The organism is Streptomyces sp. NBC_00005 (genome assembly GCF_045160215.1).
In the GTDB taxonomy this organism is placed as follows: Bacteria; Actinomycetota; Actinomycetes; order Streptomycetales; family Streptomycetaceae; genus Streptomyces.
Genome location: NZ_CP108316.1, coordinates 10666872 through 10679603 on the forward strand (window position 1 = coordinate 10666872; position 12732 = coordinate 10679603).

Sequence of the window (12732 nt, forward strand, 5' to 3'; positions counted from 1 at the left end):
GGGAACAGCCATGAAGCACAACAAGGTCGGCTCCGTGATGACCACCGAGGTCGTCCGTGCCGAGTACGGCACCCCGTTCAAGGAGGTGGCGCGACTGCTCGGCGAGCACCGTATCAGCGGACTGCCGGTGGTCGACGAGGACGAGAAGGTCATCGGCGTCATCTCCGAGACGGACCTCATGATCCGGCAGGCCGAGACGCCGGACCCGTACGAGCCGAAGAAGCACCACCGTCTCGCCGTTCTCAGCCGCGACGCCAGGACGCGGGCCGTGAAGACCCGGGCCCGCACCGCCGGCCAGCTGATGACCGAGCCGCCCGTCACGGTGCACGCAGACAACAGCATCGTCGAGGCCGCCCGGACCATGGCCCAGCACCACGTCGAGCGGCTGCCCGTCCTCGACGAGGAGAACCGGCTCGTCGGCATCGTCACCCGCCGTGACCTGCTGAGTGTCTTCCTGCGGCCCGACGAGGAGATGCGCAGGGAAATCGTCGAAGAGGTGCTGGTGCGCGCACTGTGGCTGGCGCCCCGCAGCGTCGACGTCTCCGTGGTGGAGGGCGTGGTCACCCTCTCCGGCCACATGGAACGCAAGAGCGAGACGGAGATCGCCGCCTCGATGACCCGTCAGATCGACGGGGTGGTCGCCGTCGTCGACAAGCTCACGTACCGGCTGGACGACGCGCGCATCCGGCCCGACGAGCAGGCACTCCATGGTGTCGCCGACGACTGGCTGCGCCGGCTGTGAGCTGAAAGGAGGCGGACCGCCATGCCCATCAACGTGCTGGTCGCCTACGGGACGACCAATGGATCGACCGCGCAGATCGCCGAGGCCGTGGCCGAGGTCCTGCGCAAGGAAGGCCTCATGGCCGAGACCATCTCGGCCGGGTCCGACGCGGACGTGACGCGCTACGACGCCGTCGTGGTCGGCGGCGGACTGTACGCCGGACGCTGGCACAAGGACGCCCGCCGCTTCGTGCGCCGCAACCGCCGCGCACTGGCCGAACGCCCGCTGTGGTTCTTCAGCAGCGGCCCCCTCGACGCCACCGCGTCGGAGCGGGACATCCCGCCCGTGCCCGGCGTACGCCGCGCCATGACCCGGCTCGACGCCAGGGGCCACGTCACCTTCGGAGGCCGCCTGGAAGAGGGCGCCAAGGGGCGCATCGCCCGGATGATCGTGCGCAACGGAAAGGGCGGCGACTTCCGGAACTTCCCCGAGATCGAGGCGTGGGCGGCACGTGTCGCCGGCGAACTGGTGAAGGAACGGACGGCGGGCGACGGATGATCCTTACCGACCCGGGCGGCAGGGAGACCGTGATCGCCTGCGGTGCCGCCCTGTTCAACGTGCGGATCGGCGTACGCCGCCTCGGCTTCCGGCCCGCCGTTGACCTTCTGCCGGAACCCGGGAACCCCGCGCACCTGGCCCACGTGGGATTCGCCGCCCACGCCCCGAGCACGCCCGACGAGACGCTGATGGCACGCGCGATCGCTCACCGGCACATCCACCGGAGACCGTTCGGACCCGAACGACCCAACCGCCGGCCCGACCCTCCCCACCGGGTCTAGGACGGCACGACGGCGACCGGGCACCGGCAGTGCTCCAGCAGCTCCCGGACGGTGGCGGCCGAGCCGGAACGCCGTCCGACCACCATCAGTTCGGCGCCTTCCGAGGCGTGGGCGAGTGCCTCCACCGGAGTGAACAGCACGACGTCCTCGAGAACGTCGACGTCCGGGTACTTCGCGCGCCACGGCCGCAGCGCGTCGGACAGCAACTGCACCTCGTCGTCCTCCCAGGTGGCGCGGTCCTCCTCCAGAACGGGCAAGGGCGAGGCCGCGGCGTGCGCGGGCAGCTCCCAGGCGTACACCGCGTGCAGCCGCGCGCCGCGCAGCCGTGCCGCCTCGAAGGCGAAGTCGAGCGCGCTGCCCGCCGGGGTCCGGACGTCGACACCGACGGTCACGCCGGCGGAGGGGCGCGGGGGACCGTTGTCGGCGAGCGTGCCGGGGACCAGGACCACCGGCCCGGCGGAGTCCGTGGCCAGGGCCGCCGCGGTCGAACCCACGGTGACTCCGGCGTGCCCGCCCTCGCCGCGCAGGCCGACCACAAGCAGCTGTGCGCCGTCGCCCGCGGTGCGCAGGACCGGACCCGGCGTCCCGGCCAGGATCTTCCCCCGGACCGTCAACGCCGGGTGCCGGTCGACGAGTTCCGCCACCACGTGGTCCGCCACATCCTCGCCACGGTACGGCCAGCGGTGCACCGGATCCGGGGCGTCCGGCGACACCACGTGCACCACTCGCAGGGGCACTGCACGCAGCATCGCCTCACGCGTGGCCCAGTCGGCCGCGGCACGGCTGCGAGCCGACCGGTCGACACCGGCGATGATCATTCGTTCCATGGTGTGCCGCCTTCCTGGCCGTGGGCCTTCCACGTTGGCTCCATACCCCCGGCCTGCGCAGGGGCCGAACGGACCAGCTTGGTGACCTGGCGGCCCATACCTGCCGGTAGGCCACGGGACGACGCTGGTAGCGAGGAGCAGACCGAGCGCAGGAGGTGCGCACCATGCTGGCGCCCGTCATCGCCGGAGTCGACGGTTCAACCGAGAGCCTGGCCGCCGCTGAGTGGGCCGCCCGCGAGGCGGTACGCCGTGACCGGCCGCTGCGGCTCGTGCACGCCTGGAACTGGCACCCGCGCCAGCAGGACGGCGAGATCGCTACGGCCGCCCAGCGGCACCTCGCCCGGCGCGCCCTGCGTCAGGCGGAGGACCGCATCCGCCGCAGCTGCCCCGACACCCGCATCGAGGACGAACAGGTCGAAGGCCCCGCGACGGCCGCCCTGCTGAAGGCATCCGAGCAGGCCGACCTGCTCGTGCTGGGCTCGCGCGGTCTCAGCGGTCTCAGCGGTCTCAGCGGTCTCAGCGGTTTCACCGGTTTCACCGGTTTCCTGGTCGGCTCGGTCGCGCTGGGCGTGGTGGCGCGGGCGCCCCGGCCCGTCGTCCTCGTCCGGGCCGGCGAGGAGGCCGCCGACGAGCACCTTCCGGACGGCCACGGCAACGCCTCGATCCGCACCGGATACCGGGACGTGGTCCTCGGCATCGACCTGGCCGACCCGTGCGACGAGGTGATCCGGTTCGCCTTCGAGGAGGCCCGGCTGCGTGGAGCGCGCCTGAAGGCCGTGCACGCCTGGCAGCAGCCCTCCTTGATCGGGCTTGGCCCCGGCGACCTCGGCCTCGTGAGTGGCCCGGAGCGAGCCGAGGAGTGGTTCGGCTTCCTGAGCGCCGTCCTGCAGGTATGGCGGGACAAGTACCCCGGCATCGAGGTCGCCGAGACCGTCACCGAGGGCCGGCCCCAGTCCGTCCTTGTCCGAGCCGCCTCCGGCGCGAGCCTGCTCGTTGTCGGCCGCCGTACCACCGACCGGCCCGCCGGCCCGCGCACCGGCCCCGTCGCCCACGCCGCCATCCACCACGTCGGCTGCCCCGTGGCCGTCGTACCCCACGACTGAGAGGCCATGATGAGCAAGCCGACGAAGTACGTGTACGAATTCGCCGAGGGCGGCCGGGACATGGCCGCCCTGCTCGGCGGCAAGGGAGCCGGACTCGCCGAGATGACGAGGATCGGCCTGCCTGTCCCGCCCGGATTCACCGTCACCACCGACGCCTGCAAGGTCTACCTGGAGACCGGCGCGGAGCCGCCCGAGCTGGGCGTCGAGGCGGCCCAGGCCCTGGCCGGTCTGGAGCGGGCCATGGGCCGCACGCTCGGCGCACCCGACGACCCCCTGCTGGTGTCCGTGCGCTCGGGCGCCCGCTTCTCCATGCCCGGAATGATGGAGACCATCCTCGACATCGGGCTCAACGACCAGTCGGTGACCGGCCTCGCCAAAATCTCCGGGCAGGAGCGCTTCGCCTGGGACTCCTACCGGCGCCTCATCCAGATGTTCGGCCACACCGTGATGGGTGTGGACGGCGACCTGTTCGAGCAGGCCATCGCCGCACACAAGGCCGGCCGGGCGGTCGCCGACGACCACGAACTCGACACCCACGAACTCGCCCTGCTCACCGAGGAGTTCAAGGCCATCATCCGCAAGGAGACCGGCGAGGACTTCCCCCAGGACCCCGCCGACCAGCTCTCTCGCGCCATCCGCGCGGTCTTCGACTCCTGGAACACCGAGCGCGCCCACGTCTACCGCCGCCGCGAACACATCCCCGAGGACCTCGGCACCGCCGTCAACGTCCAGGCGATGGTCTTCGGCAACCTCGGCACCACTGTGACATGGGGAAGCAGCGGCACCGGCGTCGCCTTCACCCGCGACCCTGCCACCGGCGAACGCGGCATGTACGGCGACTATCTGCCCGACGCGCAGGGCGAGGACGTCGTCGCCGGCGTGCGCGACGCGCTGCCCCTGAGCGAGCTCAAGTCGCTCGACCCCCGCGCCTTCGTCGAACTCGGTGACCACCTGCGCACCCTGGAGAGCCACTACCGCGACCTGTGCGACGTCGAGTTCACGGTCGAACGCGGCAAGCTGTGGATCCTGCAGACCCGGGTCGGCAAGCGCACCGCCGAGGCAGCCTTCCGCATCGCCCACGACCTGCGCGAGGAACAGACGATCAGTGAAGACGAGGCACTGGTCCGCGTCGACGGCGCCGAACTGACCCGGCTGATGTTCCCCCGCTTCGAGGTGAGGCCCACCGACGTGCCCCTCGCCCATGGCGTGCCCGCCTCGCCGGGCGCCGCGGTGGGAGCTGTCGTCTTCGACTCGGCGGAGGCGGTACGACGTGCCGCGGCCGGCGAACAGGTGGTCCTCGTCCGCCGCGAGACCACCCCCGACGACCTCCCCGGCATGATCGCCGCCCAGGCGGTCCTGACCAGCCGGGGCGGCAAGACCAGCCACGCCGCCGTCGTCGCGCGCGGCATGGGCAAGGTGTGCGTGTGCGGCGCGGAGTCACTCGGTGTCGATGTGGCCGCCCGCGAATTCGCCACGGAATCAGGAGTGGTCGTACACGAGGGCGACACCGTCTCCGTCGATGGCACCGCCGGCACCGTCCACCTCGGCGCACTCCCGCTCACTGCGTCCGACGTCGGCCGCGCGCTGGAGACCGGCATCGCTGAGGGCCCGCTCACCGAAGCGGTCCTGGGCGCGCTGGCCCACGCCGACTCCGTACGCCGCCTCGAGGTGCGCGCAAACGCCGACACTCCCGAGGACGCAGTGCGCGCCCGCAGCCTGGGCGCCCAGGGCATCGGCCTGTGCCGCACCGAGCACATGTTCCTCGGCGACCGCAGGAGGCTGGTCGAGGCGATGATCCTGGCCCGCGACGACACCGCTCGTGAACAGGCCCTCGCCGCCCTGCTGCCCCTGCAGCGCGAGGACTTCACGGGCATCCTGGAGGCGATGGACGGACTGCCGGTGACGATCCGGCTGCTGGACCCGCCGCTGCACGAGTTCCTGCCCGACCGCACGGAGTTGGCAGTCCGTCTGGCTTCCGCCGCGCACCCGGATCCGCACGATCGTGAACTGCTCACCGCCGTCGAGCGTATGCACGAGCAGAACCCTATGCTCGGCCTGCGCGGTGTCCGCCTGGGTCTGGCCGTGCCCGGCCTGATGGCCATGCAGGTACGGGCCGTCGCCGAAGCAGTGACCCGCCGCCTCCGCGACGGAGGCCGACCACGCGCCGAGATCATGATCCCGCTGGTCGGTACGGTCGAGGAACTGCGCCTGGCCCGCACGGAGACGGAACGCGTCCTCGCCGAGGTCATGGGCGAGACCGGCATGTCCTTCGACTGCCCGATCGGCACGATGATCGAGCTGCCGCGTGCCGCCCTCACCGCCGCCAGGATCGCCGGGGCCGCCGACTTCTTCTCCTTTGGCACCAACGACCTCACCCAGACGACCTGGGGACTGTCCCGCGACGACGCGGAGGCCTCCTTCTTCCCGCTGTACCTGGAGAAGGGCGTCTTCACGGTGTCGCCGTTCGACTCGATCGACCAGGAAGGCGTCGGACGGCTGGTGGAGTTGGGCGTCGAGGCCGGACGGTCGGTCAATCCCCGCCTGGAGACGGGCGTGTGCGGCGAGCACGGCGGTGACCCGGACTCCATCCACTTCTTCCACCGAGTGGGCCTGGACTACGTCTCCTGCTCGCCGTTCCGGATCCCGGCGGCCCGACTGGAGGCGGGACGCGCCGCGCTCGAGGACGGCACTGGGACCAGCGACAGCCGCTGACGGTCCTGCGCTGGCCCAAGGACGAATGTGGCTCCTACGTGTGTGCGTGCAACACCAAAAACGATACATCGGAGGAATGTATGGAGGGGGCGAGTGATCGTGTCCAGAGGGTCGGGAGGGGGAAGGGCGGCCAAAGTGCTGTGAATGGGCCGCTGATTGGCGCAACCGTGCGGTTGGCTGCAGGAGAGCCTCCCTGGTTGCGATGCGCGCTATACATCCGAGCTATCGCGGTCGGCCTCCTCACGCTGCCCTCGGCTCCGTGATCCGTACAGTAGCGTACGTTTCCTCTTGCCCGGTGGCCGACCCGGAGGAACACTGATGAGCCGCAGCAGCTTCAACGGCGGATGGCAGTACCGCGAGAAGTCCAACCCGTTCGCCGAGATGGGCCAAGCCGCCGTCCCGTACCAGGACGTCACCCTGCCGCACGATGCGATGATCGCCCGCACCCGCGATCCCGAACTGCCGCGGGGAGCCTGGACGGCCCACTACCCCGGCGGCGTCTACGAGTACCGCAAACTCTTCGATCTCCCCGAGGCCGAGGCCGGCAAGCGGGTTGTCCTTGAGTTCGAGGGCGTGTACCGCGACGCGGTGATCCATGTGAACGGCGACTACGCCGGTCAACGCCCTTCCGGATACGCCCGGTTCCTGGTGGACGCGAGCGATCTGGTCCGCGCGGGACGCAACGAGATCCACGTCGAGGCACGCAACCACCAGGACGGCCGCTGGTACACCGGCGCCGGCATCTACCGGGACGTATGGCTGCACGTCCTGGAGCCGGTGCATCTCGCGGTCGACGGAATCCGGGTCCGCACACCCGACATCGAGCCCCAGCTGGCGGTCGTGGAAGCCGAGATCACGGTCGTCAACGACTCCGCCGCCACGCGCACGGTGGAGGTACGCACCGAGATCACCGATCCCGGCGGCCGGGCCGTCGCCTCGTCGTCCGTCGTCGTGACTGTGCTGCCCGGGGAGCCGGCCGTCAGCCGTCTCAGGCACTACGTGGACGAGCCTGCCCTGTGGAGCGTCGACACCCCGCAACTCCACACCACCACTGTCGAGTTGTACGACGACGGCAGGCTGTCGGAGTCGCGGATGGCCCGATTCGGCATCCGGCGGCTCCAGTTGGACCCGGCCTCGGGACTGCGGATCAACGGCGAGACGGTGAAGCTGCGGGGCGCGTGCGTCCATCACGACAACGGCGTCATCGGCGCCGCGACCATCGCGCGGGCGGACGAGCGCCGGGTGGAGATCCTCAAGCAGGCGGGGTTCAACGCGATCCGGTCCTCGCACAACCCCGTCAGCACGGCCATGCTCGACGCCTGCGACCGGCTGGGCATGCTGGTGATCGACGAGGCCTTCGACATGTGGACCACGGGCAAGACCGAGTTCGGCGCCGCCCTGCACTTCGTGGAGTGGTGGGAACGGGACCTGGAGTCGATGATCGCGAGGGACTTCAACCACCCCAGCGTCGTCCTGTACTCGATCGGCAATGAGATCCCCGAGACCGGCACGCCCAGGGGCGGGGTGTGGGGCCGCAGACTCGCCGAGAAGGTGCGCGCGCTCGACGACACGAGGTTCGTCACGAACGCCGTCAACGGTCTGCTCGCCGTGCTGCCCGACGCCGTCGAGATGATGCAGCCCAAGCCCGAGCCCAAGTCCGAGCCCACGGACACCGACCTTCCGCCCGCTGCCGGTGATGACAACCCCGGCATCAACACGCTGATGTCGGACCTCGGCGACCTGATGAACGGCATCGGATCCTCCGAGATCGTCACCCGCAAGACGGCCGAGTCGTTCGGCGTGCTCGACGTCGCCGGCATGAACTACCTCGACGGCCGCTACGAAACGGACCGCGAACTGTTCCCGAACCGGATCATCCTGGGCACCGAGACCTTCCCGGCGCGGATCGACCGGTACTGGGACCTGGTCGAGCGCAACGCCCACGTCCTCGGCGACTTCACCTGGACAGGCTGGGACTACCTCGGCGAGGCAGGCATCGGCCGCGTCCGCTACCCCGACGACGAGCACCCCGGCGAGCCGCTGAGCGGCCCGTATCCCTGGCTGGTGGCCGGGTGCGGCGACATCGACATCACGGGGTGGCGGCGCCCCGCCTCCTACTACCGCGAGATCGTGTACGGCCTGCGCGCCGAGCCGTACATCGCCGTGCAGCGGCCATCGCGCCACGGCCAACAGGTCGAGGTCGGTCCATGGGCGTGGAGCGACAGTGTCGCGAGCTGGAGCTGGGGCGACTTCGAGGGGCGCCCCGTGGTGGTCGAGGTATACAGCGACGCCGACGAGGTCGAACTGCTCGTCAACGACCGGTCGATCGGCCGTAGGCCCGTGGGTCCCGACCACCGGTTCCGCACCGCTTTCGACACCCTCTACGAAGAAGGGGCTGTCACCGCGATCGCCTATCGCGACGGCGTCGAAACGGGCCGCTTCGGCCTGCGGTCGGCGACCGGTCCCGTGCTGCTCCGGGCGGTGGTCGACCGAGCCGTGATCCGGGCCGACGCCTCCGATCTGGCGTTCGTCGAGATCTCCCTCGTCGACGGTGAGGGACATCGGTTCGTGGAGGAGCGCCAGGTGACCGTGGCGGTGACCGGCCCGGGCGTGTTGCAGGGGATGGGCAGCGGCAACCCGGCCACCGAGGAGACGTTCACCTCCGCCACGCATCACACGTACGACGGACGGGTCGTCGCGGTCGTCCGGCCGAGCGGAGCGGGAAAGATCGGCGTCACCGTCACGGCGGCCGGGTGCGCGCCGGTCGAGGTCGTCGTGGACGCGATCGAGCCGTCGTAGGGCCTGCGGCCGTCCGTCAGTCGTGGCGCTCCTGGCCCGTGAAGAGGGCTCGGTGGAGCATGGCGCGGACGCGGTCGTTCAACTCCTCGCGGTGGACGGCGTCGTTGTCCGCCATCGCTCCGGCCGCCATGGGGAACGTCAGCATCAGGTCCTCGACCTCGACGTCCGGACGGACGAGTCCGGCCGCGAGGCCGCGCTCGAAGTGGGGCTGGAACGCGGCGACGGTCCTGGTGGAGAGGCGGGTCAGCCAGGTGATGTCCGCGCCGGACAGGATGTGCGCGAGGGTCCGGTTGTCGCGCTGCATGTCGAGCACGAAGTCGAGGAGACGTACGACGGCGTCAGGGCGCTCGCCCAGTCCTGCGGCGTGCTGCTCGATGCGCGTGACGTTGTCCTCGTAGACCGTCGCCGCGAGTTCCTGCCGGGTGGCGAAGTTGCGGTAGATCGTGGTCCGGCTGACCTCGGCGGCGCGGGCGATCTCCTCGAAGGCGACGTCGGGGCCTTGTTCGGCGAACGCCTTGCGGGCGGCTGTCAGCAGCCGCTCCCGGTTGCGGGCGGCGTCTCGCCGTTTCGTGCGCTGAGCCTCTTCTGACATGCGTCGCAGACTACTGGTCATTATCCGTACACCACTGTACGTTTCTTGGAACGTGGCATTCGGCTTGAAGGAGATCGTTGATGGAAGGCCTCAACAACAAGGTCGTCGTCCTCGCAGGCGCGGGTGGGCTCGCCACCGCGACGGCGAAGTTCCTGGGGGCGGGCGGTGCCACGATCGTGGTGAGCGACGTCGTGGAGGCCTCGGCCGAGGCCACGTTGCGGGCCGCTCGGGACGCCGGCGGAGACGGCGTCGCGATGGTCGTCGACATCTCGGACGAGGGGCAGGTCAAGTACCAGATCGACCGGACGGTGAAGGAGTACGGGCGGATCGACGGGCTTTTCAACGTGGCCGCCAACATTCATCCCGACGAGGTCGCCAAGGACACGAACGTCGTCGACATCGACCTCGCGGCCTGGCAGCGCACGATCGACGTCAACCTGACGGGCTACCTGCTGACCCTCAAGCACGCCCTGCCCCACATGATCGCGAGCGGCGGCGGCTCCGTGGTGAACACCCTGTCCGGCGCGGTCTACGCCGGTTTGGCGGACAAGGTCGCGTACTCGGTGACGAAGGCCGGCATCGGCGCGCTGACCCGCCATGTCGCGCGCAAGTACGGCAAGGACGGTATCCGCGCCAACGGCATCGCCCCTGGCCTGGTGATGACGGAGGCGACGAAGCTGAACCTCCCCGAGGACTTCCGCGACATGATCCTCACGGGGACGCCGGCGCCACGCCACGGAGAGCCCCGGGACATCGGCGCCACCGTCGCGTTCCTGCTCTCCGACCTCTCGGAGTGGACCACCGGCCAGATCCTGTGCGTCGACGGCGGCACCAGCATGCGCCCCTAGGACCGTTCACAGCTGGGGCAGGGTCACCTCGACCAGCGTCCCGCCGCCCACCGGGCCCTCGACGCGCACCGTCCCGCCGTGCAGGTCGGCGACGGCCGCGACGATCGAGAGCCCGAGGCCGCTGCCGCCCCGGGCTCTGCTCCTGCTCTTGTCGGCGCGGTAGAAGCGGTCGAAGACATGGGGGACCGCGTCGGCCGGGATGCCGGGGCCGTGGTCACGGACGCGCAGTACGGCGCGCTCCGCCACCGTCGACAGATCGACCGAGCAGCTCGCCTCCGGCGGCGTGTGCATCCGTACGTTGGCCAGCAAGTTGGCGACGACTCCGCGCAGTTGGGCCTCGTCCCCGCGTACCGTCACGTCCGGGGTCACGGTGGCCGTCCACGGGCGGGCGGGTTCGACGGCCGCCGCGTCCCGGCAGGACTCGGTGACCACGCGGCTGAGATCGACGGGTTCGAGGTCGTCCGGGTCGTCCTCGTCGAAGCGGGCGAGCATGAGCAGTGACTCCACGAGGCGTGTCATCCGGTGCACCTCGGCCAGCATGCGGTCCATGGCCTCGTCGACGGCCTCGGTGTCGGGCAGGGCTCCGCGCTGGTACAGCTCGCCGTAGCCGCGGATCGACTGCAACGGGGTGCGCAGTTCGTGCGACGCGTCCGCGACGAACTGGCGCAGCCGCTCCTCCGACACATCGCGCGCGGCGAAGGCGGCGTGGATCTGGTCCAGCATCCGGTTGAGGGCGCCGGAGAGCCGGCCCACCTCGGTCTTCGGAGCGACGCGGGCCTCGACCAGACGAGGTGCGAAGTCGCCGGTGGCGATGCGGTCGGCGGTCTGCGCCGCGTGTTCCAGCGGGCGCAGAGAGCGCCGTACGACGAGGACGCCCAGCACGGCCAGGACGACGTCGGCGAGCAACTGCACGCCGACGACCACCAGGACGGCCCGGCGGACCGCGGCCTCGGTCGCGGCAGTGTCGACGGCGGCCACGGCTGTGCGGCCGTCGGCGAGCCGGGTGGTGGCGAGCCGGTACTTAGCGGAACTGGCCGAGTCGTTCGCCGGTACGGTCACGGGCGTGCCCGCCGGAGGCGCCGGGTCGGGGTAGCGCGGGCCCGGGCCACGGGGTTGTTCGTCGCCGTCGAGGAGGGCGATGTACAGATCACCGCCGAACTTGATCCACCCGTAGCCGGTGGAGTCCTTGCCCGAGATCTTGATGCCGGCGGCACTCGCGGTCTTCATGCCGGCGGTCGTCGTGGTCAGCCGGTGGTCGAGTTCCTTGTACAGCGAGGACCGCAGCACGGAGAACGTCACGATGCTCGTGACCGTCAGCACGCCGTTGAACAGCACGATGAGCAGGATGCTGATCCGGGTGCGCAGGGGCCGGTTCCGCCACCAGCGCCGGGTCAGCACTCCGTGGCCCGGAGACTGTAGCCGACACCGCGGTGCGTGTGGATCAGCCGCTCGCCGTGGCTGTCGACCTTGCGGCGCAGATAGCTGATGTAGGTGGCCACCACGGTGTCGTCGCCGTTGAAGTCGTACGACCACACGTGCTCCAGGAGCCGGGCGCGGGTGACCACCCGGCCCTGGTGCAACATCAGATACCGCAGCAGCCGGAACTCCGTGGGGGACAGGTCGATGAGGGCGCCGGCCCGGCGCACCTCGTGGGTCAGGGTGTTGAGGGTGAGGTCCGCGACCGCGACCGTGGGGTCGCTCGGGCGGTGCGCCCGGGTGCGGCGCAGGACGGCGCCGACGCGGGCGGCGACCTCGTCCAGGCCGAACGGCTTGGTGATGTAGTCGTCGCCGCCCGCGGTGAGTCCCCGTACGAGGTCCTTGCGCGTGTCGCGAGCGGTGAGAAAGACCACGGCGACCGGGAGGCCGTCGGCCCGCAGCCGGTGCAGGACCTCGAAGCCGTCACTGTCCGGCAGCATGATGTCGAGCAGGACCAGGTCGGGCAGGAACTCCCGCGCCAGGGACAGCGCTTCGCGGCCGGTCGCAGCGGTGCGCACCTCGTATCCGACGAACCGCAGGAACCGGGTGACGGTGTCCACGATCGCCGGTTCGTCGTCAACCACCAGCAGCCGCCCCCGCACGCGCGGTTCCTCCCGCTCCGCGTCGGCGGTCGCTTCGTCGTTCATCGGTGGAGCCTTTCCCTGCGTGCCGTACGTGATCAAGGGTGCCCGACGGCACAGGTGTCTTCCATGGGAGTTCCGTGTGAGAAGCGTCCCCGGCGGGGCCGAACCGGGCTCGCGGCCCCGGCCGGCTCATAGCGTCGCGGTCGTCGGGCCCCGCGGTGTCTCGCCGTG

At 70.6% G+C, this 12732-nt stretch carries 11 protein-coding genes; 7 read left to right on the forward strand and 4 right to left on the reverse strand.

Going from position 1 to position 12732, the window contains the following annotated elements; genetic code table 11:
* The first annotated feature begins 10 nt into the window (after positions 1 to 10).
* Genes OG303_RS48785 through OG303_RS48795 form a run of 3 tightly spaced genes read left to right on the forward strand, consistent with a single transcriptional unit; the run spans position 11 to position 1560 of the window.
* Positions 11 to 742 (forward strand): CBS domain-containing protein, encoded by a 732-nt coding sequence (locus tag OG303_RS48785; protein ID WP_405876489.1) that lies wholly within the window; start codon positions 11 to 13, stop codon positions 740 to 742.
* 21 nt (positions 743 to 763) lie between these two features.
* Positions 764 to 1279 (forward strand): flavodoxin domain-containing protein, encoded by a 516-nt coding sequence (locus OG303_RS48790; protein ID WP_405876490.1) that lies wholly within the window; start codon positions 764 to 766, stop codon positions 1277 to 1279.
* The gene (locus OG303_RS48795) at positions 1276 to 1560 is read left to right on the forward strand and encodes a hypothetical protein (RefSeq protein ID WP_405876491.1); all 285 of its coding nucleotides are present in this window, start codon (positions 1276 to 1278) and stop codon (positions 1558 to 1560) included. The genes OG303_RS48790 and OG303_RS48795 overlap by 4 nt, the downstream gene beginning before the upstream one ends.
* On the opposite strand, the gene OG303_RS48800 is transcribed toward OG303_RS48795, so the two are convergent.
* A complete protein-coding gene (locus OG303_RS48800) occupies positions 1557 to 2387 on the reverse strand; it encodes a universal stress protein (protein WP_405876492.1) in 831 nt (276 codons plus the stop codon). The genes OG303_RS48795 and OG303_RS48800 overlap by 4 nt on opposite strands.
* A 164-nt stretch (positions 2388 to 2551) precedes the next feature.
* On the opposite strand from OG303_RS48800, the gene OG303_RS48805 reads away from it, so the two are divergent.
* The 3 genes from OG303_RS48805 to OG303_RS48815 all read left to right on the forward strand — a co-directional run bounded on the left by OG303_RS48805 (position 2552) and on the right by OG303_RS48815 (position 9001).
* Positions 2552 to 3490, forward strand: a complete 939-nt coding sequence (locus OG303_RS48805) for a universal stress protein (protein WP_405876493.1) — start codon at positions 2552 to 2554, stop codon at positions 3488 to 3490.
* 9 nt (positions 3491 to 3499) lie between these two features.
* Positions 3500 to 6202, forward strand: a complete 2703-nt coding sequence (gene ppdK / locus OG303_RS48810) for a pyruvate, phosphate dikinase (protein ID WP_405876494.1) — start codon at positions 3500 to 3502, stop codon at positions 6200 to 6202.
* Positions 6203 to 6520: 318 nt separating this feature from the next.
* The gene (locus tag OG303_RS48815; protein WP_405876495.1) at positions 6521 to 9001 is read left to right on the forward strand and encodes a glycoside hydrolase family 2 TIM barrel-domain containing protein; all 2481 of its coding nucleotides are present in this window, start codon (positions 6521 to 6523) and stop codon (positions 8999 to 9001) included.
* A gap of 16 nt (positions 9002 to 9017) precedes the next feature.
* Here the strand turns inward: OG303_RS48815 and OG303_RS48820 are convergent, their stop codons facing one another.
* Positions 9018 to 9593: a TetR/AcrR family transcriptional regulator gene (locus tag OG303_RS48820; protein WP_405876496.1), complete on the reverse strand. Its 576-nt coding sequence runs from the start codon at positions 9591 to 9593 to the stop codon at positions 9018 to 9020.
* An 80-nt stretch (positions 9594 to 9673) separates the two neighbouring features.
* Between OG303_RS48820 and OG303_RS48825 the strand changes: the two genes are divergently transcribed.
* Positions 9674 to 10441 carry an SDR family NAD(P)-dependent oxidoreductase gene (locus OG303_RS48825; RefSeq protein ID WP_405876497.1) on the forward strand — a complete coding sequence of 256 codons (768 nt, stop codon included), beginning with the start codon at positions 9674 to 9676 and terminating at the stop codon, positions 10439 to 10441.
* Between the two features lie 6 nt (positions 10442 to 10447).
* On the opposite strand, the gene OG303_RS48830 is transcribed toward OG303_RS48825, so the two are convergent.
* Both OG303_RS48830 and OG303_RS48835 read right to left on the reverse strand, forming a co-directional pair.
* Complete coding sequence (locus tag OG303_RS48830) at positions 10448 to 11839, reverse strand: sensor histidine kinase (protein WP_405876498.1); 1392 nt, start codon at positions 11837 to 11839, stop codon at positions 10448 to 10450.
* Complete coding sequence (locus tag OG303_RS48835; RefSeq protein WP_405876499.1) at positions 11833 to 12564, reverse strand: response regulator transcription factor; 732 nt, start codon at positions 12562 to 12564, stop codon at positions 11833 to 11835. Before OG303_RS48835 ends, OG303_RS48830 begins: the two co-directional genes overlap by 7 nt.
* Positions 12565 to 12732: the final 168 nt, after the last annotated feature.

Coding starts and splice junctions, on each gene's coding strand:
- OG303_RS48785 (WP_405876489.1), top strand. CDS start 11: ATGAAGCACAACAAGGTCGGCTCCGTGATGACCACCGAGGTCGTCCGT.
- OG303_RS48790 (WP_405876490.1), top strand. CDS start 764: ATGCCCATCAACGTGCTGGTCGCCTACGGGACGACCAATGGATCGACC.
- OG303_RS48795 (WP_405876491.1), top strand. CDS start 1,276: ATGATCCTTACCGACCCGGGCGGCAGGGAGACCGTGATCGCCTGCGGT.
- OG303_RS48800 (WP_405876492.1), bottom strand. CDS start 2,387: ATGGAACGAATGATCATCGCCGGTGTCGACCGGTCGGCTCGCAGCCGT.
- OG303_RS48805 (WP_405876493.1), top strand. CDS start 2,552: ATGCTGGCGCCCGTCATCGCCGGAGTCGACGGTTCAACCGAGAGCCTG.
- ppdK (WP_405876494.1), top strand. CDS start 3,500: ATGAGCAAGCCGACGAAGTACGTGTACGAATTCGCCGAGGGCGGCCGG.
- OG303_RS48815 (WP_405876495.1), top strand. CDS start 6,521: ATGAGCCGCAGCAGCTTCAACGGCGGATGGCAGTACCGCGAGAAGTCC.
- OG303_RS48820 (WP_405876496.1), bottom strand. CDS start 9,593: ATGTCAGAAGAGGCTCAGCGCACGAAACGGCGAGACGCCGCCCGCAAC.
- OG303_RS48825 (WP_405876497.1), top strand. CDS start 9,674: ATGGAAGGCCTCAACAACAAGGTCGTCGTCCTCGCAGGCGCGGGTGGG.
- OG303_RS48835 (WP_405876499.1), bottom strand. CDS start 12,564: ATGAACGACGAAGCGACCGCCGACGCGGAGCGGGAGGAACCGCGCGTG.